Annotated in this window: 18 protein-coding genes; 9 read left to right on the top strand and 9 right to left on the bottom strand. The window is 41.5% G+C overall.

Annotated elements, in window-relative coordinates; translation table 11 throughout:
- Nucleotides 1–41 precede the first annotated feature (41 nt).
- Both ABFU83_RS03125 and ABFU83_RS03120 read right to left on the bottom strand, forming a co-directional pair.
- Entirely contained in the window at nucleotides 42–3,470 is a 3,429-nt protein-coding gene (locus ABFU83_RS03125) for a methylmalonyl-CoA mutase family protein (RefSeq protein WP_347068861.1), read from the bottom strand.
- A gap of 187 nt (nucleotides 3,471–3,657) precedes the next feature.
- Nucleotides 3,658–3,804 (bottom strand): hypothetical protein, encoded by a 147-nt coding sequence (locus ABFU83_RS03120; protein ID WP_347068860.1) that lies wholly within the window; start codon nucleotides 3,802–3,804, stop codon nucleotides 3,658–3,660.
- Between the two features lie 88 nt (nucleotides 3,805–3,892).
- Here ABFU83_RS03120 and ABFU83_RS03115 point away from each other — a divergent pair, with 88 nt between their 5' ends.
- Nucleotides 3,893–4,627 (top strand): DUF4197 domain-containing protein, encoded by a 735-nt coding sequence (locus ABFU83_RS03115; protein ID WP_347068858.1) that lies wholly within the window; start codon nucleotides 3,893–3,895, stop codon nucleotides 4,625–4,627.
- A gap of 298 nt (nucleotides 4,628–4,925) precedes the next feature.
- On the opposite strand, the gene ABFU83_RS03110 is transcribed toward ABFU83_RS03115, so the two are convergent.
- The 3 genes from ABFU83_RS03110 to ABFU83_RS03100 form a co-directional block, all read right to left on the bottom strand.
- On the bottom strand, nucleotides 4,926–6,311 hold the full coding sequence (locus ABFU83_RS03110) for a di-heme oxidoredictase family protein (RefSeq protein WP_347068856.1): 1,386 nt from the start codon (nucleotides 6,309–6,311) through the stop codon (nucleotides 4,926–4,928).
- 144 nt (nucleotides 6,312–6,455) lie between these two features.
- Nucleotides 6,456–7,550: an imelysin family protein gene (locus tag ABFU83_RS03105; RefSeq protein WP_347068854.1), complete on the bottom strand. Its 1,095-nt coding sequence runs from the start codon at nucleotides 7,548–7,550 to the stop codon at nucleotides 6,456–6,458.
- Between the two features lie 29 nt (nucleotides 7,551–7,579).
- Nucleotides 7,580–8,938, bottom strand: a complete 1,359-nt coding sequence (locus ABFU83_RS03100; protein WP_347068852.1) for an autotransporter outer membrane beta-barrel domain-containing protein — start codon at nucleotides 8,936–8,938, stop codon at nucleotides 7,580–7,582.
- Between the two features lie 103 nt (nucleotides 8,939–9,041).
- Here ABFU83_RS03100 and ABFU83_RS03095 point away from each other — a divergent pair, with 103 nt between their 5' ends.
- The 7 genes from ABFU83_RS03095 to ABFU83_RS03065 all read left to right on the top strand — a co-directional run bounded on the left by ABFU83_RS03095 (nucleotide 9,042) and on the right by ABFU83_RS03065 (nucleotide 15,728).
- Nucleotides 9,042–10,433, top strand: a complete 1,392-nt coding sequence (locus ABFU83_RS03095; RefSeq protein ID WP_347068850.1) for an HTTM domain-containing protein — start codon at nucleotides 9,042–9,044, stop codon at nucleotides 10,431–10,433.
- A 137-nt stretch (nucleotides 10,434–10,570) separates the two neighbouring features.
- The gene (locus tag ABFU83_RS03090; protein WP_347068848.1) at nucleotides 10,571–11,929 is read left to right on the top strand and encodes a T9SS type A sorting domain-containing protein; all 1,359 of its coding nucleotides are present in this window, start codon (nucleotides 10,571–10,573) and stop codon (nucleotides 11,927–11,929) included.
- A 5-nt stretch (nucleotides 11,930–11,934) separates the two neighbouring features.
- Nucleotides 11,935–12,372, top strand: coding sequence for a thioredoxin family protein (locus ABFU83_RS03085; protein ID WP_347068846.1), 438 nt, complete (start codon nucleotides 11,935–11,937; stop codon nucleotides 12,370–12,372).
- A complete protein-coding gene (locus tag ABFU83_RS03080; protein ID WP_347068844.1) occupies nucleotides 12,369–13,361 on the top strand; it encodes an FAD:protein FMN transferase in 993 nt (330 codons plus the stop codon). The genes ABFU83_RS03085 and ABFU83_RS03080 overlap by 4 nt, the downstream gene beginning before the upstream one ends.
- On the top strand, nucleotides 13,362–13,568 hold the full coding sequence (locus tag ABFU83_RS03075) for a DUF4266 domain-containing protein (RefSeq protein ID WP_136404451.1): 207 nt from the start codon (nucleotides 13,362–13,364) through the stop codon (nucleotides 13,566–13,568).
- Between the two features lie 2 nt (nucleotides 13,569–13,570).
- A complete protein-coding gene (locus ABFU83_RS03070) occupies nucleotides 13,571–15,064 on the top strand; it encodes a DUF3570 domain-containing protein (RefSeq protein WP_347068842.1) in 1,494 nt (497 codons plus the stop codon).
- A gap of 52 nt (nucleotides 15,065–15,116) precedes the next feature.
- Nucleotides 15,117–15,728 carry a lipocalin family protein gene (locus ABFU83_RS03065; protein ID WP_136404453.1) on the top strand — a complete coding sequence of 204 codons (612 nt, stop codon included), beginning with the start codon at nucleotides 15,117–15,119 and terminating at the stop codon, nucleotides 15,726–15,728.
- A 62-nt stretch (nucleotides 15,729–15,790) separates the two neighbouring features.
- On the opposite strand, the gene ABFU83_RS03060 is transcribed toward ABFU83_RS03065, so the two are convergent.
- Both ABFU83_RS03060 and ABFU83_RS03055 read right to left on the bottom strand, forming a co-directional pair.
- Nucleotides 15,791–16,588: a helical backbone metal receptor gene (locus ABFU83_RS03060; protein WP_347068840.1), complete on the bottom strand. Its 798-nt coding sequence runs from the start codon at nucleotides 16,586–16,588 to the stop codon at nucleotides 15,791–15,793.
- Between the two features lie 78 nt (nucleotides 16,589–16,666).
- Complete coding sequence (locus ABFU83_RS03055) at nucleotides 16,667–17,305, bottom strand: YdcF family protein (protein ID WP_347068838.1); 639 nt, start codon at nucleotides 17,303–17,305, stop codon at nucleotides 16,667–16,669.
- 300 nt (nucleotides 17,306–17,605) lie between these two features.
- Here ABFU83_RS03055 and ABFU83_RS03050 point away from each other — a divergent pair, with 300 nt between their 5' ends.
- Nucleotides 17,606–18,691, top strand: coding sequence for a lipase family protein (locus ABFU83_RS03050; protein WP_347068836.1), 1,086 nt, complete (start codon nucleotides 17,606–17,608; stop codon nucleotides 18,689–18,691).
- Between the two features lie 6 nt (nucleotides 18,692–18,697).
- On the opposite strand, the gene pyrF is transcribed toward ABFU83_RS03050, so the two are convergent.
- Both pyrF and prfA read right to left on the bottom strand, forming a co-directional pair.
- A complete protein-coding gene (gene pyrF, locus ABFU83_RS03045; RefSeq protein ID WP_347068834.1) occupies nucleotides 18,698–19,516 on the bottom strand; it encodes an orotidine-5'-phosphate decarboxylase in 819 nt (272 codons plus the stop codon).
- 89 nt (nucleotides 19,517–19,605) lie between these two features.
- The gene (gene prfA, locus ABFU83_RS03040) at nucleotides 19,606–20,679 is read right to left on the bottom strand and encodes a peptide chain release factor 1 (protein WP_347068832.1); all 1,074 of its coding nucleotides are present in this window, start codon (nucleotides 20,677–20,679) and stop codon (nucleotides 19,606–19,608) included.
- Nucleotides 20,680–20,732: the final 53 nt, after the last annotated feature.

Genomic DNA, 20,732 nt, shown 5'->3' with positions numbered 1-20,732 from the left:
GTAATGGGTGCTCTTTTTTATTATATAATGATCCTGTGTTATTACATATTTCTTCGGTATTGACCGCCTACTTCAAACAAAGCCGCAGTAATCTGACCTAAAGAACAGTATTTCGCAGCATCCATCAGTTTTTCGAAAATATTCTGATTCTGAATCGCCGCTTCCTGGATAATTTCCAATTGTTTTACCACTTCATCTGCATTTGCCTGATGTAGGTTTTCCAGGGTATGAATCTGGAATTGTTTTTCCTCTTCCGTCGCACGGATCACCTCAGCCGGTACCACCGTTGGCGAACCTTTGGAACTTAGGAATGTATTCACACCGATAATTGGGAATTCACCGGTATGTTTCAGGGTTTCGTAGTACAAACTTTCCTCCTGAATTTTAGAACGCTGGTACATGGTTTCCATAGCACCCAATACACCACCTCTCTCAGTAATTCTGTCAAATTCGGCTAAAACGGCTTCCTCAACCAAGTCGGTTAGTTCTTCAATGATAAACGATCCCTGAATTGGGTTTTCGTTTTTCGCCAATCCTAACTCTTTATTAATGATCAACTGGATTGCCATCGCACGACGTACCGATTCTTCGGTTGGCGTAGTAATCGCCTCATCGTAGGCATTCGTGTGTAACGAGTTACAGTTATCGTAAATCGCATATAGCGCTTGTAAGGTCGTACGAATATCATTAAAATCGATTTCCTGTGCGTGTAACGAACGCCCGGAAGTCTGAATATGGTATTTTAACATCTGCGCTCTTTCGTTGGCTCCATATTTTAATTTAAGCGCCTTTGCCCAAATCTTACGCGCCACACGTCCGATAACCGCATATTCCGGATCGATACCGTTTGAAAAGAAGAACGACAGGTTGGGTCCGAAATCGTTGATGTTCATACCACGGCTCAGGTAGTACTCCACATAGGTAAATCCGTTTGCAAGCGTAAATGCCAACTGTGTAATCGGGTTCGCTCCTGCTTCGGCGATATGGTATCCGGAAATTGAAACCGAATAGAAGTTTCGTACGTTTTTCGTAATAAAATATTCCTGAACGTCACCCATCAAACGCAACGCAAATTCGGTAGAGAAAATACAGGTGTTTTGTGCCTGATCTTCTTTTAAGATATCCGCCTGAACGGTACCTCTTACCTGTGCTAATGTTTTTACTTTGATGTCATTATAAATATCCAATGGTAAAACCTGATCTCCGGTAACACCCAATAGCATTAATCCCAATCCGTCGTTCCCTTTTGGCAGATCACCGTTATAACGCGGACGCGCTACACCTTTTTTCTTGTAGATTGCCTCGATTTTGGCTTCCACTTCTTTTTCCAATCCGTTTTCTTTGATATACAATTCACATTGCTGATCGATAGCGGCATTCATAAAGAATCCTAACAACATTGGCGCCGGACCGTTGATGGTCATACTCACCGATGTCATTGGATGTGCCAGATTGAATCCGGAATATAATTTTTTCGCATCGTCAAGACAACAGATCGATACTCCGGCATTTCCGATTTTTCCGTAAATATCCGGTCGGTGACCGGGGTCGTTTCCGTATAAGGTCACACTATCGAAAGCGGTTGACAAACGTTTTGCCGGCATTCCCAAACTTACATAGTGGAAACGACGGTTGGTTCGTTCCGGTCCGCCTTCACCGGCAAACATACGGGTTGGATCTTCTCCTTCGCGTTTAAACGGATACAATCCGGATGCAAACGGGAATTCTCCCGGTACGTTTTCCTGTAACGACCAACGCAAAATATCGCCCCATGCCTGGTATTTCGGCAATGCTACTTTTGGTATCTGTGAATGCGATAAACTTTCGGTATGTGTCGCAATTTTGATCTCTTTATCACGAACCATAAAACTGTACACCGGGTTTTTGTATTTGTTTACTTTTTCATCCCAGGTTAGAATAATTTCCCAGTTGTAGGGATCCAGGTTCATTTTTACTCTGTCGAATTCTTTTAGTAATAACGACAGGAATAGTTTTTTATCGTCATCGGAAGTTGCTACAGAAGTCTCATCGATTCCCGACTTATTGATCAATGGTTTTTGCCCCGAAACGGTTTCGATGGTTTTAAAAATTCCGTATAATTTTTGAGCTACATCCTGCTGACTAGCCGCTACTTCGTCGTATTTACGGTTATTTTCGGCGATTTCCGATAAATAACGGGTACGATGTGGCGGGATCACAAAAATTTTCTCGCTCATCTCGCGGGTAATTTCAAAAGTCGACTGTAAAGCGGCACCCGTTTTTTCCACTACTTTATCCATAATGGATTTGTAAAGCGTGTTCATTCCCGGGTCGTTAAACTGAGAAGCGATGGTTCCGAAAACCGGCATTTCATCCGGGTTTACATCCCAAAGGTTATGGTTGCGCTGGTATTGTTTTTTCACATCGCGAATCGCATCCAACGCCCCTCTTTTATCAAATTTGTTGATCGCAACCAAGTCGGCAAAATCCAACATATCGATTTTTTCCAACTGTGTTGCCGCTCCAAACTCCGGTGTCATTACATATAAAGATACGTCCGAATGTTCTAAAATTTCGGTATCCGACTGACCAATACCGGACGTTTCCAATACAATAAGATCGTATTTCGCTGCTTTTAGTACTTCGATAGCTTCGGCCACATATTTAGACAAAGCCAAATTGGACTGACGGGTTGCCAAAGAACGCATATACACTCTCGGATTGTTAATCGCATTCATACGAATACGGTCGCCCAATAAAGCACCGCCTGTTTTTCGTTTGGACGGATCGACCGAAATCAAACCGATTGTTTTTTCCGGGAAATCGATCAGGAAACGACGTACCAGTTCATCGACCAAGGACGACTTACCGGCACCACCGGTTCCGGTGATTCCCAATACCGGGATATGATTTTCTTTATTTTTCTGATGAATCTGATCTAAGGTATCTTTGGCTACTTCCGGAAAGTTTTCGGCCGAAGAAATCACTCGTGCAATTGCTGTTGGGTTCTTCTCTTCCAAATGATTGATCTCTCCGTTTAAGACATCTCCAACCGGGAAATCGGCCCGCTGTACTAAATCATTGATCATTCCTTGTAATCCCAACGCTCTTCCGTCATCCGGCGAATAGATACGGGTAATACCGTATTCGTGTAATTCCTTAATTTCCTCCGGAAGGATCACACCACCTCCACCGCCAAAAATCTTGATATGTCCGGCACCTTTTTCTTTTAAAAGGTCGTACATATACTTGAAATATTCATTATGTCCACCCTGATACGACGTCATTGCAATTGCATTGGCATCTTCCTGAATTGCTGTATTAACTACTTCTTCCACACTTCTGTCGTGACCTAAGTGAATCACCTCAACACCGGTTGCCTGAATAATTCGACGCATGATGTTGATCGCCGCATCGTGCCCGTCGAATAACGACGCAGCCGTTACAATACGGACTTTATTAACAGGTTGGTAAGGTTGTGCTTGTTCCATTGTTATTCTGAATTTTGAGGTCGCAATGTAGTGAATTCTGCAAGATTAAAAAAGTGTTCGATTGTTAATAGATTGCCCTTCAACACGCTTTAAGCCTATTTTTATAACACGAAAAAGCGGCTTTCCGACAAATCCAAAGGATCTGATTATATAAAACGACTACAAGCAACTGCAACAAACTATCGTTTTACCGGAGGATATGGTCGTTTTGTGCTTTCGCTTCGGTCATTCCCTGAATGCTATGGCCGGTGATTTTAAATTGGTTTGCGGATCCCGTTTCTTCGTGTGGATAAAATTCCCGAATGTGTCCGTCCACGCGAAAATCAAACGTCAAATTGATGGTTCATATTTTTCCATAACTAAAAGTCATATCATTTTTTGGTACAAACTTTGATTACCTTTGAACATCAATAACAAATACTATGAAAAGAATAATTTTACTCCTTGCACTTTTACCTTTATCCAATACTGCGGATGCGCAGATTTTAAAACAACTAACGGATAAAATAAAAGGTAACAGCAAAACACAAAGTACCGGAATATTGAGTCAGACTGATATCGCATCCGGTTTAAAAGAGGCGCTAAACAAAGGGATTGAAAAGCAAGTAACCAAACTAACACAAGAAGACGGTTTTTACAAAAATGAAATGGTAAAAATCCTAATGCCGGAAGAATTGCAAAAAGTAGACAAAACCTTACGTAGTATGGGATTGGGAAGCCTTGCAGACGAAGGTATTAAGGTAATGAACCGCGCGGCCGAAGATGCGGTGAAAGAAGCGACTCCTATTTTTGTGAACGCGGTTAAAGGGATGACGTTTACCGATGCCAAAAATATTTTAATGGGTAACGATACGGCTGCAACGACCTATTTACAGGGTTCCACATCAACAGCATTATACGCTAAATTTAATCCGGTTATTAAAACCTCGTTTGAAAATGTAGGTGCCGATAAAGTTTGGACAGGAATCATCAATAAATACAACACATTGCCATTGGTTAAAAAAGTGAATCCGGATTTAACCGATTATGTAACCAACGAAGCAATGAAAGGAGTGTTTAAAATGATTTCGGTAGAGGAAAAAGAGATCCGCGGAAATCTAAATTCGAGAAGCTCCGATTTATTGAAAAAAGTGTTTGCTGCACAAGATAAAAAATAGTCCGAAAATTGTAAAAAATGGAATAAGATGCCTTTGAGGAAGAAAAATCTTAAAGTATTCTTAAGAATCTATTTTTTTAATTATCAATAACATACAAATAACATTCCGTTAACACAAGTGCTAAAAAAAATGTCGGACATTTGCAGAGTAATAAATGATTTCTCATTTGGTTAGGGTTAGTTAAAAAAGAAATGCCGGTGCTTCTCACACCGGCTTTTTTTATGTCCAAATAAAAACACCTGACAAACAGGTTTAATAGAAACACCTGACAGGTTTTGGAAACCTGTCAGGTGTGAGCTTACAAGGAGTTTAAAAAGGCCAATAACGAGGTTCGTTCGCCTGTAGAAAGTTGTTTAAAACGATCTTTAGCATTTTGTCCTTCGCCACCATGCCATAGAATAGCTTCGGTTAGGTTTCGCGCGCGCCCATCGTGTAGAAAATGGGTATGTCCGTTGACCAATTCCGTTAGACCAATTCCCCATAACGGTCGTGTTTTCCATTCTTTTCCATTCGCCAGGAAATCCGGACGGTTATCGGCCAATCCATCGCCCATATCATGCAAAAGTAAATCGGAATACGGATAAAACACCTGATTCGACAAGGCTGCAATCGGACTATATCCAGTGGTTTGTTTTGGCGTATGGCATTGTGTACAACCAATTCGCTCAAAAATCGCGGCACCTTCCCGTACCTGTCGGCTACCTATATTTCGTGGTGCCGGAACGGCTAATGTTCTACAATACAAAGCCACCTGATCCAATACGGCATTGGTAATTTCCGGATCATCATTTAATCCATCTTGTCCGTTGGATTGGTTGTATCCGGTTTCATTTGGAAACACATAATTGGTAATCCCCATATCCTCGACATAAGCTGCCGCACATTGTACCAAAATCGTTCCGGTATTGGCTTTCCATCCAAAGCGTCCCAATACGGTTTGCTGTAACGCCGGATCCCAGACGTAATTGGCCTTTCCGGAAATCCCGTCACCATTGGCATCATTGATATCCTGTAATGCCAGAATATTCGCTTCCGGAATCGCTTCCAAAAGTCCTAAACCAAAAACAGGTGTTCCGATTCGCGGTGAGGTCATCATACCTGCCGGAAACGGCATATACGGATTAGTTAACGTGATAACCGGTTTTCGAAGTCGTACAATTGTTCCATCGGCCAAGGTTTCGGTACTTTCTTCAAAAGTCACCTGATAGGCCGCTTCCGGCGTATATCCGAATAGGGCCTGGTTCTGAATCTGCAAACCAAACCCCGGAGCAGCAAGCGGTCCGCCATGCGCATCCATCCCCGGAATACTGGCGCGAACCAATAAGCCACTTCGATTGTTGATCACCATAGGAAATGCCGATCGTCCATCTCTTGGATGGCAGGCAATACACGATGAATTATTAAAAATGGGACCCAATCCGGAATTGACATTCGCCGGAGCCGTTACAAAAATCGACTCAAACTGCACGTCACCCGATAGATGGATTCCGAGACTTTCCGGATCCAGATTGGGAGCCGGCATACTAAAGGCATTACTGGTTGCCAGGAAAACAGTTGTTTCACCACCGGCCATTAACCGGTCGTTCAGATCCGGGATATTCTCATATTCGTCCGGATTATTATCATTACTACAGGAAACCAGTGTTATCCCCAACAAGCCTAATGCTATGTATTTTTTTATCATGTTATTTTTCATTGGAAAATCCCTCACTTAAATTGGATTAGGTGAGGGATTAGGAAGACATCATAATGAAGGTTCACAAATTAATTACAACTTGTGAAACTAAATCACGGTCAAAATTTATAGTTACTATGGCAATTCCTATTCTTAGTTGTTAATTAACGGCAACAATTGTGTTTGCAACATACTGAACAATTCGTTCACTTTTTGTTGCGCATTTTCAACTGCCGGTCGGTTGTTATAGATGGCATCCGTAAACGATACCGGGATCGCTTCGATGGCTGAAATTGACTCTGCAATTTTTGCTTTGATCGCCGTATCCAATTGGGGATTTCTAGCCGCTACTACATCTGTCAACCCTTTTCCATCAATACTTCCGTAATCTCCTAAATAAACATTCTGAACACTACGAATGTTATCGGCGAAGTCTAAAAGTGAATTTTTACTAAAACGAGATTCTTCTGCCTGAGGCGAAACTCCTTCTCCATTCGGACCGTTTAACGGCTCCTGAATTTTAGTATTCGCCACCTCATCCGCAATGGTGATGATTCCGTGAACGAACTCCTCCAATGCCGCTTTTTGAGACGGATATTTTACGTTTCCGGAATTTCCGGCTGTAAGGAAAAATCCAACATAATTTCCGGAAGAAGCACTCCATCCGTTGATTAATGTTTGGGTGTTGTTTTGTAAATCTTCTGCAGCCGCTTTCAGGTATTGTAACTCACGAGCCGTAAGTTGTGCCGCTGTTTTTGTTCCGTTTTCTCCCCATAATAAAAACTCGATTAAGTGGAATCCACGTGCTTCCGGGTTCGCAGCGATTACATTAGCCGTGATTGGCTGACCACTGGAAAGAATGTTGTTCATCGCTTCTACGTCGACCGGCCAGGTATCCATTGCCGGATCCAAACCTCCGTTTCCTAAAGCGTCATCCGCAACCGGTCCGTATAAAAATCCTTCCGACTGTTCCCAAGGCTTACGCGTATTCATCCACGCCTGTTTGGCAGCCGCCAGATTCACTTCGTTAGGCGTAGTAGCCAACGTATTGATCGCCGTTCTCAATTCTCCAGCTCTCTGATTTAAGGTTTTATAGGTTTCCACTACTACATTTGAGGCTACATTTCCGATTACATCCGTATAAAGTGATGCGTTTGGATCTACATAATTCGTATCATCATTATTACTACAATTCACCAATGTAATGGCCATTGCGATAAATCCCAGACTTAAAATTCTTCTTTTCATCTATTAAAAATTTGAGTTAGTATTTTGTATTAAAACGAGAATCCGATTCCGGCAGAAAAAGTATTCTCTTGTTGTCTTTCCCCCGTGTTCAAAGATGTTACCGGATCAAACTGATACGATCCCAGTCTTCGGTTCTGATAATGTGCTTTTAACACGATCTGCGGATGCACAAACCAGTTAAATCCACCCATCATCGCACTACGCTCCCAACGCGGTTTGCGCACTACGTTTCCTTCCACCTCATGCATGGTATCGTAGTAATCATATCGTAAAAACGGGTATATTTTATGTTTGGCCTGCGGATTGATGAAATGCAGAATTTCATACCCAACCTCGGCCGAAAATCCAACTACATTTTTACCAACCGGCGTTCTTTTCACACCCAAGTTATTGGACAAACTGGCGTTTTTACGCGATACGATATTAGAATTTTCAAGGTTTCCATAAAGGATGATCGAATTAAAACGTAAGTAATCCTCATCGTAAGTAATGTGTCCTTCGAAAATGGTCACATAAGCCGATTCCTTCATATCGTTTTTCGGACGGTTTGCAGCGGCATCATTAATATAGGCCGAAACCCCGAAATAGGTATTTTTATGTGTTCCGAATTTATAATCCAAACGTGCCGTTAAAGCCCAGCTTTCGCCAACAGACATTTCAAAACGGGTTTGGTAGCCTTCTTTAATCCATCCTCGGGAACTAAATCCGGACGCATCCAAACCATTGGTTACCGACACTTCATATTTGAATCTTTTTTTCCAGAACGTACCGTGGAATTGTACTCCGTTTTCATACCATCCTAATGGCAGAATTTCGTTTTCCATTTCCTGACGGTGCGTGGTAAAATAGGAGATCGGACGGTCTAAATCCTGTGCCAATCCAAAGTGAATTTTCATACGTCCCACACGAACATTAAAATACGGACGGATCGCCAGGTTAACGTGAACCTGCTCGATTTTCACTTCGCCACCCGCTTCGATTTCCTGTTCGTATTCACCGGCTTCTTCTTGTGTATCCAGCTCAACAGTAGAACCGGTTCCACCGTGTTCGAATTCGATTTCCGATTTAAAACTGATCCAATCGTTAAAATTATACCCCAGATACAGATTTAAACGCTCCGCATCAAATTTATCCTTCATACCCAAGTCGGTATCATAGCGTCGGTAGTTGTAATAATTCACCACTCCGTAACCGCTCAGCGTAAACTTGCTCCAGTTAAAAAGATTCTTATTATCGTTAGCAAAATCCTGCTTTACTTCTTGTCGAAGCTCTTCTCTAAGCTCCTTTTTAATCTGTTCTTTAAGTTGCTTAACACTCGTAGAATCAACCGTTTGTGCGTATCCAGTATATGAAATTCCGGCGAGTAGTAAAAGTAATATTCGGTTCATACAGTCTTTAAATTTCGGACAAAGCTATATATTTATTTTTAATAAGTCTAAATAAGTGTAATATTTTTTTAACTTTGCCATAACTTTTGATTAAGATTTTTTTATGTTAAAAGACTATCGATTCGCTAACGTTTTAGCCTTCAATCGCTTAAAACCGATACAAGGGCAATTCAAAAAAAAGCAGGATCAGTTACTATCCGCCTTATTTACTCCGATTGACAATTCGCAATTGATCCTTTTCAGGATTGTTTTTGGTTTATTAATCACACTACATTGTTTACAATCTGTCAACTCCGACTGGGTGCGTCGCAATTTTATGCTGCCCTCCTACACTTTTGCACATATCGGAATGGAGTGGTTACAGCCGTTACCCGGTGATGGCATGCTCTATTACTTCTATGCGATGGGAGTTGTTGGGTTGCTTATTTCGATCGGATTGTTCTACCGTTTCAGCATGGCCTTGTTTACGATTATGTGGGCCGGAGTCTATTTTATGCAAAAAACTGCTTATAACAATCATCACTACCTACTTTTATTGCTAGGGATTATGTTATTTTTTTTACCGGCCAATTGTGCCAATTCGGTAGATGGCAAATTAAAACCATCCATCCGTAAAACCCATATCCCCCAATGGTGCATTTGGGTATTGATTCTCCAGGTTGGAATTGTTTATTTTTATGCGACCGTAGCCAAGCTCTATCCCGATTGGCTCGATGGAACTTTTACCCGGGAAATGTTAAGTAAGCATGCTACACCAACCCTGAAAACACTCTATTCTCAGAAATGGTTTTACCTGTTTATCGCTTATGCCGGTATACTTTTCGACTTATTGGTAGTTCCATTGATGCTATGGCGTCGTACGCGAATGCTGGCTTTTATCGCCTCGGTCATTTTTCATTTTTTTAATAAAATACATCTGGGTATCGGAATCTTTCCATTCCTGGCACTTTCGTTTTCCATATTACTTTTTCCACCGGAAACCATACGCCGACTATTTTTCCGGAAAAAAACCGTACCGAAAGCCGATGTGCAACAAACGGATTACGGAAAGCGCATACTGCTGTACTTTTTTGTTCCCTATTTTATTTTCCAACTCGCTTTCCCGTTACGCCACTGGTTGATCGAAGGTGATGTTTTATGGACCGAAGAAGGGCATCGCTTGAGTTGGCGCATGATGTTGCGCAATCGAAGCGGTTATTCCAAATTCTATGTTGTAGATCATGCCACGGGTGAAAAAAAACGTTATAAATTAAAACGCATTCTGACCAAAAAACAGATCCGTGGGATGCAAACCAAACCGGATATGATCTGGCAAACGGCGCAAAAGATCAAAGAAGTGTACGAAAAAGAGGGGAAAAACATCAGTATTTATATCGATTCGAAGGTATCAATTAATAAAAAACCACTCCGAACGCTCATCGATCCGAATGTTGATTTTGCAAAAGCAAAATGGAATTATTTCACTCATAATGAATGGATTCTACTCTACAAATAGCAGTATAATTATCAACAATTCGACCACTTCATTAAATAAAATTCAAAAAAATACCGACAAAAAGTCAAAGCATTACTAAAATTTAGTAGTATTGCAAATTATTTAGATTTAGTATAAATAAAAATAACTTACCCGGAATGAAAAAAACATTACACGCCTGTTTTACTGCATTACTCTTGTTTTCAATACCCGACGGAATCGCACAACCGATACGCATCGGAAACGAAACCAGCAACAACATTACGAGCGACGCACCGGTAAATTGTGTCTACGAAAAATCGGCCAGCGAAAGTCTGTATCTGTCCAGTGAGATCAACAGCTCCGGAACGATAACCGCGCTATCCTGGCAACACAGTTCTACTTTTAATGCCGCGGCAACCAACAATATCAAAATTTATTTAAAAACCGCCACGCTTAGCGCTTTACCATCGGGTACGGTTGGTACTGGTTTTTCGGGTTATACCGAAGTATATTCCGGAGCATTACCGGCCATAACTACAGCCGGATGGAATACCATCACCCTGACAACTCCATTTTCATACGATAAAAACACCGGTAATCTGGCAATACTGGTAGTACGGGATGCAATCACAAAAGACGACAACAATTATCCAAGATTCCGAGCCACGACCACCAATCCCAACTATCTTTGCCGTAAATATACCAGCGGTGTCGATTTCTTTACCCCAACGGCTACGCCATGGAACAGCAATGCCAGTATGAGCGGTTCGTATTTCCGTCCGAATGTCCAGATCACCATGAACAGTACTATGCCAACGGCAACATACTGCACGATCAACAATAACAACAGCTGTTTGTATGGCGGTACGATAACCAACGTAACTTTTTCCGGAATCAATAATACCTCTGTATGCAGTCAGGATAACTATTCGTATATCGATTATAGTGCGACCGTTGGAGCGGCACAAATTACCAAAGGCTCGACAAACAGTATTTCCGTAACGGTAGACAATCCGGGAAGCAGCGGAGGTGTTGGTGTTTGGATCGATTTTAACCAAAACGGAACCTTCGAAAGTACTGAATTTTTTAGCTTGGGAACCATCAACAGCAGTAACAGCGCTACGTTTAGCAGTAATCAAATCGTAGTTCCGGCATCTGCTTTAAGCGGTACCACCCGTATGCGAATCCGTTCGAAACGATTAACAGCCGTAACTGCCGCCGAAGCCTGTGAATTTATTGGTAGCGCCCGTGGCGAGGTAGAAGATTATGCCATAACGATTACCGAACAAACAATGAACACTTCCGATTTCGACAAAACATCCGTACGACTATATCCAAATCCAACGCAAGGAACCGTGGCGTTTGAAACCGCAGAAAACATCAAAAAAATTACGTTTTACAATGCATTAGGTCAGATCATTACTGTTCAGACTTCTAACACCGCAGACCTATCGGCATTTGGAAACGGGATTTATACCGCCAGAATTGAATTTGAAAATGGTCGGACTACAACTCAAAAGATCATCAAAAAATAACCCGTATGAAAAGCCACTATTTATTTTTACTCCTAATCAGTACCTTTACGTATGCCCAACATTGGGAAAACGATTTTGAAAACGGCAAAAAAATTGCCGTAGCCGAAAACAAAAATATCGTACTCGTTTTCTCCGGTTCCGACTGGTGTGCACCTTGTATGAAACTCGACAAAACCATCTGGAGTTCGGAAGAATTTAAAACCGAAGCGGATAAAAACTGGATCCTTGTAAAAGCCGATTTTCCAAAAAAGAAAACCAACAGTCTATCGGAAAACCAAAAGAACCAAAACAATCATCTGGCCGAACAATATAATAAGGAAGGCCATTTTCCACTAGTGGTTATATTAGACAAAAACGGAAAAATATTAGGCAAAACCGGATATAAAAACATCAGCCCTACGGCTTATATCGAATTATTACACACTTTAGAAAAGAAAATATGAAACGCTTTCTCCTAATCGCATTCCTGACAAGCAGTATCGTCCTTAACGCACAAGTAGCACACAAAAGGGTGGTTAAACTAATGGGAAGCCGTTTTGACATCACGATAGTGGCAAAAGATATTCCCACAGCGAATGCTTATATCGACACCGCTGTGGCCGAAATCACCCGTATCGAAAACCTCATTTCGGAATGGATGCCACAAACACAGGTATCGGAAATCAACCGGAATGCCGGAATCCGTCCGGTTGTCGTAGATCAGGAGCTTTTTGATCTGACACAACGCGCGATCGGTTTTTCCAAACTAACCGACGGAGCCTTTGATATCAGTTTTGCCGCCGCCGATAAAATCTGGAAATACGACGGTAGTATGACCGTATTGCCTTCGCCGGAAGACGTAAAAGAATCCGTAAAAAAGATTGGCTACAAAAACATCATCCTCGACAAAGAACACCGTACGATTTTCCTGAAATTACCGGGAATGAAAATCGGTTTCGGATCGATCGGGAAAGGCTATGCCGCCGATAAAACCAAGGAGCTTATGATGGAAAAAGGCGTCGTAGCCGGAATCATCAATGCTTCGGGCGATATGAACACCTGGGGAAAACAACCGGATGGCAAAGAATGGACCATCGGGATTACCAATCCAAAAAACAAAGCGCGCGTTTTTGCGGTTTTCCCGCTCACCGACGGTGCTGTAGTTACCTCCGGTAGTTATGAAAAATATATTGAAATCGATAAAAAACGATATTCCCATATTATTGATCCCCGAACCGGCTACCCGGCCAGCGGCTTATCGAGTGTTACGGTTTTTGCCAAAAGCGCCGAAATGGCCAATGGTATTTCCACTTCCGTAATGGTACTCGGCAAAGAAGTCGGCATGAACCTCATCAACCAGATCCCTCAGATCAGCGCGGTTATTGTAACCGACAGCGGCAAAATTTTCTACTCCAAAAACATTGATCATAAAAAATTAAAAAAGACCAACTAAATGAAACCCGCATTACTCCTTTTAGGGTGTTTTCTCCTTTTTTCCTGTAACTCCGTAAAAGAATACGAAAAACAAAACATTAACGATCCCGATATGAAACTATCGGCGCGATCGTCCGAACGCTATGAGACCAATTTTCAAATTTACCGCGAAGGTGCTTCGGGCGCCAATGGCGGAAAAACAGGAGGAGGCTGTGGCTGCAATTAAACATGAAAAAAATACTTTTTTATACCGGTCTCTTCTGTTGCGCGATTGTAAATGCTCAGGAAGACGAAAACGCTACGTCCTATAAGAAACGGGTACTCGAATCAACCGAGATCGAATTTTTGGGAAGTTACTACCAACAGGATGGCAAACACTCGGCTGTTGGCGGTGGTATCGGAACCGAAAAATTAAAAGATTACACCTCCAATATCGTATTGACCATCCCGCTGAACGACGACGATGTGTTGACCATCGATGCCGGTTTTTCGGCCTATACGTCGGCTTCGTCCAGTAACATCAACCCGTTTGTCACCGACGGATCGTATACCATAACCACCACCAATAACAACAATACCGGGGCTTCACGAGGTATGAATCCAACCGGACTTTACAGTAAAGACGATGATTATACGACTACAACAACGACACCGGCGCCTTATGGAAGTCCGTGGATCGAATCGACCGGAGCTTCCCGCAAGGATGTATTAAAAACACTATCGGCCAGTTATAGTCATAGTTCAGACAATCGGAATACAATCTGGAACCTCAACGGTAGTGCTTCCAAAGAATACGATTACCAATCGTTTGGAGTGGGTGCCGGTGTTGCCAAATTGTTTAACGACAAAAACACCGAAATCAGCCTAAAAGCCAGTGCCTACTTTGACAAATGGGATGCGATTTATCCGACCGAACTGCACGAATATGCCCTTTACGGGCTGAATTTTCAAGGTTTCGGTTATTTCCAGGGTGTGACGATTTTGGACGAATACGGACAACAATCGACCAATTATTTACCGAAAGCCTTTCAGGAGTTTTCCAATGAAAACCGGAATTCGTATTCCTTTTCGTTAGGATTATCGCAAGTATTGACCAAACGTTTACAAGTTTCCTTGTTTATGGACGTCTTGTATCAGGAAGGCTTACTATCGACACCGTACCATCGTATTTATTTTGCCGACAAAGCCAACTATTATATTGGTCAGCCGCGCTATATCCCGATTTACGACAAACCCGGGAACATCGGTGTATTCCGATTATCGGATGACGTGGAACGCCTACCGGGAACGCGCTTTAAAATTCCGGTTGGCGCCCGTCTGAATTATTACATTAGCGAACAATTTGTCGTACGCAGCTATTACCGTTACTATGCCGACGATTGGGGATTATCGGCCCATACCGCCAGCATCGAAATTCCGTATCGCATTTCGGAACATTTTACCCTTTTGCCCATGTATCGTTTTTACACCCAAAAAGGTGTCCGCTATTTTGCACCGTTTGAAAAACATTATTCCTACGAGCGCTATTATACCTCCGATTATGACCTTTCGTCCTTCGACAGTCATCAGTATGGTTTCGGATTGAGTTATACCGACCTGCTTACCAACACGCGTATTCTGCATTTCGGTCTGAAAAATATCGATTTGCGCTACCAACGTTACGAAAGAAGTGATGCTTTAAAGGCGGATATCATCAGCCTCGGAATCAAATTTGTCCAATAAATAATTATTGATCAATAAACAATTATATTTTAATTTTTAACCTTAATCCATTATGAGTAAAAAACTATTTTTAATGCTAACCCTGGTCCTTACGATCGTATTCATTGGCTGTAATAAAGACGAGGATACCGTTATATTACAGAGCAACCCTGTAATCGGAACCTGGAAATTAGTAGAGGAATACAGCAACAACCAGCTGGTAACCTTAAACAACTGTAACCTACAGGAAACGTATATTTTCGGGGAACAACAATTTACCCATGAAATGTATTCGAATGGTGGTCGTTTTGACGATTCTACTTTTCAAAAAGGTGGTGATGACGACGATGACGATGATCACAGCGGAGGAAGCAACGACGACGACGACGATGATGACGATCACGGACCGGTAAATCCAAACCCTGGAAACGGTGGCGGAACAACCGATGACGATGACGACGATGATCACGGTGGAAATGGTGGTACCGGAACGTGTGTATTATCCGAAACCGTAATCGGTTACTGGACAAACCCAGGTAACAACCTGTACAGCCTAACGAGTTCGAATGCGATCGATACCAAAAACATTATTTTCACCGACAATGGTAACAAGTTTTACTATGAAACTGCCGTAAACGTAAACGGTATTTCGGTGACTAAAAAATATGTGTTCAAAAGACAGTAATCCGGAATTTTTAGTGTCTCAAGAAAAGGGTCGTCTTTATATAAAGATGGTCCTTTTTCGTTTTATGTGATACGCTGATGCAATTGTTTAAAATAATCAAACGCTTTTACGAGTCGGCTGCCATACCAGGAAAACATTTCTCCATCTACAAAAACCGTTTTGGCATGATGGGTAAAACGTCCGATTTCAAAAGCGTGTTCGTCTTTAAACGGATAGGGTTCTGACGAAAGGAATACCAGATCCGGATCGCCTTCCAGTCGGATTTTTTTTAATTCCACTTCCGGATAACGTCCTTTATTGTCATAAATGTTTTTAAAATGATTCAGTTGTAGCAATTCGTTGATAAAATTGTCCGAACCGGCGGCCATATACGGATCCCGCCAGATAAAATAAGCGACTTTCTTTTCGGGCTTATCGGCTATAAAACGCTTAAAATCGTCGTAGGCATAGCGCGTCTTATCGATCCATTTCTGCGCATCGGTACGTTTGTTAAACAACTGCCCGAAATCGGCTATCATTTTCAGGTTATCATCTATCGTAATAATATTGGTCACCCATACCGGACATATTTTAGACAATTCGGCTACAATTTCAGGCGTATTTTCTTCTTTATTCGCGATAATAATATCCGGAGCCAACAGGCGTATTTTTTCGTAATGCACCTTTTTGGTACCACCAATGACTTTTTTGGTCGATTTAAGATGGAACGGATGAATACAAAACTTGGTTATCCCGACGAGTTGTTCTTCCAATCCCAAGTCAAAAAGTAATTCCGTTTGCGACGGTACCAACGAGACAATTCGTACCGGTGTTTGTTCGAACGTATGCAACGTTCCCATTTGATCTGTAAGCGACTTCATTTTACAAAAATACAAAAAGCCATAGTCCCATCATTTTTAAAAATCAGAATATCGAAACCTTTTTAAAACCTACCGGATTTACTTTTCTGATTTGTTAAGTCCCATAGTAGTGTAGAAATGAACCTGTACGATCCCAATTAGTTCCTTTAGCATAAAAGACGTAAAGGCACAATTATAGCTATTCGGAAATACTGTTATTTTAGTATCTATATAATCCGACGGATACGGAACCGGTTTTATACCAAATGTTTCAAACAACAAAAGTGCCCGTTTGAGATGAAAACCGGAAGTAACCAAATACACCTGAGATGGCATCTGTTTTCGCAGCATTACGCTCGAATATTTTGCATTTTGATAGGTATTTTCACTGCTGTCTTCTTTAATAATATCCGAATCCGGGATTCCCATACCGATAAGCGCTTTACGAAACAATTCCGCTTCGGAAGTTTTATGGCTATTCCCTTTACCGGAAACAAGAATTGTACAAGGTTGTTTATTTTCACGTATCTTATGGTACAATCGACAAGCCGCTACCAATCGGGAATACGACGTTATATGCGGTTGTTCTATAGTGTTAAAATCGGTAATCCCACCTCCTAACACTACTATTATCGAAGGTGAAGTGATATTCGGATTTGCAGTACCGGTATAAGCCTTTTGCAGATATTGTGCCGTTATTTTTCCTAAAAAACCATTACCGATCCCTACAATCAGCAATAATAACAGTCCGATACATACCGTAGCCGCTTTATTTTTTTCTTCTTTTTTAATAAAAAAACCACCCCGATAATCAAGAAAAAGAGAATAAATGGTTCTGTCAAAATTTAAAAAAAAAGAAAAATTACATCTACTACTGTTTTCATTATCTATCTGATTTTATTTTCGTTTTGATACCCTTTTATAAAAGTCTCAGGAGTAAATTTAACATCAAAACGGGATGTTATTATGGATTAAGTACAACTCTGAATTTAACAAAAATACAAAAAGCCGTATCTTAGTACGTAAAATCAGAACAGAATGAAACGAATTTTATACATCTTACTTGGAATTCTGGCTGGCCACAGTCTTTTTGCTCAGAAATTACAACCTGGTTTTGACAAATCGGAATACACCGAACTACTCTATGCCTACTCCCGCTGGAGCGATAGTACACACTATAAAGGAATCCCCGAAAGCAGTCGTTTTAAACGAACCTACCGATCGGAAGAAATGGGATTGGTTAACCGTTGGGAATTGTATGAAGATCCCTATGGCATTAATGTGATCAGTATTCGCGGAACCACACCAAGTGAAGTGAGTTGGTTGGCTAATTTTTATGCAGCGATGATTCCGGCCAAAGGAAAGCTACAATTAAACGATTCCACGACATTCGAATACCATTTTGCCGACGAACCACGTGCCGCTGTTCACGTAGGTTGGAGCGTTGCGAGTGCCTTTTTACTTCAGGATATTATTCCGGTCGTGTGGGAACAGTACAACAAAGGTATCCGGGATTTCATCATTTTTGGACATAGTCAGGGTGGCGGAATCAGTTACCTCATCACGGCACAATTATTATACTATCAGAAAACCGGCATACTTCCGGCCGATATGTATTTTAAAACCTATTGCAGTGCCGCACCCAAACCGGGAAATCTGCCTTTTGCCTACGAATATGAAGCGTCACGGCAAACCGGCTGGTCACAAACGGTTGTCAATGCAGCCGATTGGGTTCCGGAAGTTCCCGTATCCATACAAACGCTGACCGATTTTAACGTGACGAATCCGTTTAAAAATGCCAAAAGTATGATCAGTAAACAAAAATTTCCGACCAATCTGGCTTTAAAACACATATACAATCAATTGACCAAGCATAATAAAAAAGCGATGCGACGTTACCAGAAATACCTTGGCAAAGCCGCATCAAAATTTGTTGTAAAACAATTAGTCGGTTATAAAGCTCCGAACTATTTTGAATCCAATTATTATGTTCGTACCGGTACGACAACTGTTTTATATCCCGACAGTCTGTATTATACCCAATATCCGGATAGTGATACCAATGTATTTGTACACCATTCGATCCAATCGTATCTGTATCTGACGGATAAATTAGTGGATTAACAAGAATTAGCGTTTGGCTAAAATACGTTGCATTTCCTGTTGAATTTTCAGGGCTTCAGCTCTTGCTTTTTCGGCAAAATCCATTCCTGAAGAGGCATAAATAATCCCGCGTGAGGAATTGATCAATAGACCTACATTCGCATTCATACCATAACGGCAAACTTCGGAAAGACTTCCGCCCTGCGCACCTACTCCCGGTACCAGTAAAAAGCTATCCGGAATAATTTTTCGTATTTCCGAAAAGTATTCCGCTTTGGTTGCGCCCACCACATACATCAGATTCTGACTATTTTTCCAGGTTTTGGAAGTCGCAATTACTTTTTTATACAATTCTTCACCATTCACCTCCAAAGTCTGAAAATCGAATGCTCCTTCATTGGAGGTCAGTGCCAACATAATGGTATGTTTATTTTCGAAAGCCAAAAACGGCTCCACGCTATCTTTTCCCATATAGGGTGCCACCGTCACACTGTCGAAATCCAAATCTTCCAAAAATGCTTTGGCATACATGGACGAAGTGTTTCCAATATCACCGCGTTTGGCATCGGCTATGGTAAAAATATCCGGGTATTTTTCGTTGCTATAGCGGATCGTTTTTTCCAGTGACTTCCAACCTTTAATCCCGTAGGCTTCATAAAAAGCCGTATTGGGTTTATAGGAAACCGCCAGATCGTGCGTCGCGTCGATGATTCTTTTATTAAATTCAAAAATCGGATCTTCATATTGCAGCAGATGCTCCGGAATTTTTGTCAGATCGACATCCAGACCTACGCAAAGGAAAGACTGCTTTTGTTGGATTTGCTCAATTAAGTGTTGTGTTGTCAAAGTTGTTGTAGTTTAGTTGTTATTTTAAAAAAAATGCCACACTAAGATTCCTTTTGTGTGACATTTGATTTATTTCAGTATTTTGATCATTAAAATACGTCGCTTTCTTTTAATTTTTCGGTATTACTCACCAGCTGTAATTCTTCGATTACTTTCTGGATATTTCCGTTCATAACACCATCCAGATCGTAAAGGGTTAACCCGATTCTGTGATCCGTAACACGTCCTTGCGGATAGTTATAGGTACGGATTTTTGCCGAACGGTCACCACTACTTACCTGTGAGTTACGTTTTTTAGCATCCTCTTCCTGTTTTTTCGCCAATTCCATTTCGTACAAACGGGAACGTAAAACGGTTAATGCTTTGTCTTTATTTTTATGTTGTGATTTCTCGTCCTGACACTGTGCTACCAATCCGGTTGGAATGTGTGTCATACGCACAGCCGATTTGGTTGTATTTACCGACTGTCCACCAGGTCCTGACGAACAGAAAAAGTCGATACGTACGTCGTTCATATCGATATGTACGTCAAATTCTTCGGCTTCCGGCAATACCATAACGGTAGCTGCAGACGTGTGAACACGTCCCTGTGTTTCGGTTTGCGGAACACGTTGTACACGGTGAACACCCGCTTCAAACTTCAAGGTTCCGTAAACGTCTTCTCCGGTAACTTCAAAAATAACCTCTTTAAAACCACCCGAAGTACCTTCGTTTAAGTCTACCACAGAAGTTCTCCATCCTTTGTTTTCGCAGTATTTGGTATACATACGGAACAAATCACCGGCAAAGATACTTGCTTCGTCTCCACCAGTACCGGCACGGATTTCCACCATTACGTTTTTCGCATCTTCCGGATCTTTCGGGATCAGTAAAAATTTGATCTCTTCTTCCAGTTGCGGTAAACGCTCTTTGGCTTCTTCCAACTGCAATTTGGCCATATCGACCATTTCCGGATCCGATCCATCGGCGATAATTTCGTTGGCCTCCTTGATATTTCCGTCAAGATTTACATACTCATCGCGTTTTTCAACCAATGCTTTTAAATCTTTGTATTCTTTATTCAATTGTACATAACGCTTCTGATCGGCAATAACATCCGGCTGGATAATTAAGTCCGAGATCTCGTCAAAGCGTTGTTTTACTATCTGAAGTCTATCTAACATTTTGTATTTCCTTTGTTTGGAGTGCAAAATTACAAAAAAATCCGTTTAGTTGT

Source organism: Flavobacterium sp. WV_118_3, from assembly GCF_039778605.1.
GTDB lineage: Bacteria > Bacteroidota > Bacteroidia > Flavobacteriales > Flavobacteriaceae > Flavobacterium.
This window is presented reverse-complemented; position numbering and strand designations above follow the sequence as displayed.

Bases quoted from the DNA above. Each gene is read 5' to 3' on its own strand.
- ABFU83_RS03125 (WP_347068861.1), bottom strand. From the start codon at position 3,470: ATGGAACAAGCACAACCTTACCAACCTGTTAATAAAGTCCGTATTGTA.
- ABFU83_RS03115 (WP_347068858.1), top strand. From the start codon at position 3,893: ATGAAAAGAATAATTTTACTCCTTGCACTTTTACCTTTATCCAATACT.
- ABFU83_RS03110 (WP_347068856.1), bottom strand. From the start codon at position 6,311: ATGATAAAAAAATACATAGCATTAGGCTTGTTGGGGATAACACTGGTT.
- ABFU83_RS03105 (WP_347068854.1), bottom strand. From the start codon at position 7,550: ATGAAAAGAAGAATTTTAAGTCTGGGATTTATCGCAATGGCCATTACA.
- ABFU83_RS03100 (WP_347068852.1), bottom strand. From the start codon at position 8,938: ATGAACCGAATATTACTTTTACTACTCGCCGGAATTTCATATACTGGA.
- ABFU83_RS03095 (WP_347068850.1), top strand. From the start codon at position 9,042: ATGTTAAAAGACTATCGATTCGCTAACGTTTTAGCCTTCAATCGCTTA.
- ABFU83_RS03090 (WP_347068848.1), top strand. From the start codon at position 10,571: ATGAAAAAAACATTACACGCCTGTTTTACTGCATTACTCTTGTTTTCA.
- ABFU83_RS03085 (WP_347068846.1), top strand. From the start codon at position 11,935: ATGAAAAGCCACTATTTATTTTTACTCCTAATCAGTACCTTTACGTAT.
- ABFU83_RS03080 (WP_347068844.1), top strand. From the start codon at position 12,369: ATGAAACGCTTTCTCCTAATCGCATTCCTGACAAGCAGTATCGTCCTT.
- ABFU83_RS03075 (WP_136404451.1), top strand. From the start codon at position 13,362: ATGAAACCCGCATTACTCCTTTTAGGGTGTTTTCTCCTTTTTTCCTGT.
- ABFU83_RS03070 (WP_347068842.1), top strand. From the start codon at position 13,571: ATGAAAAAAATACTTTTTTATACCGGTCTCTTCTGTTGCGCGATTGTA.
- ABFU83_RS03065 (WP_136404453.1), top strand. From the start codon at position 15,117: ATGAGTAAAAAACTATTTTTAATGCTAACCCTGGTCCTTACGATCGTA.
- ABFU83_RS03060 (WP_347068840.1), bottom strand. From the start codon at position 16,588: ATGAAGTCGCTTACAGATCAAATGGGAACGTTGCATACGTTCGAACAA.
- ABFU83_RS03050 (WP_347068836.1), top strand. From the start codon at position 17,606: ATGAAACGAATTTTATACATCTTACTTGGAATTCTGGCTGGCCACAGT.
- prfA (WP_347068832.1), bottom strand. From the start codon at position 20,679: ATGTTAGATAGACTTCAGATAGTAAAACAACGCTTTGACGAGATCTCG.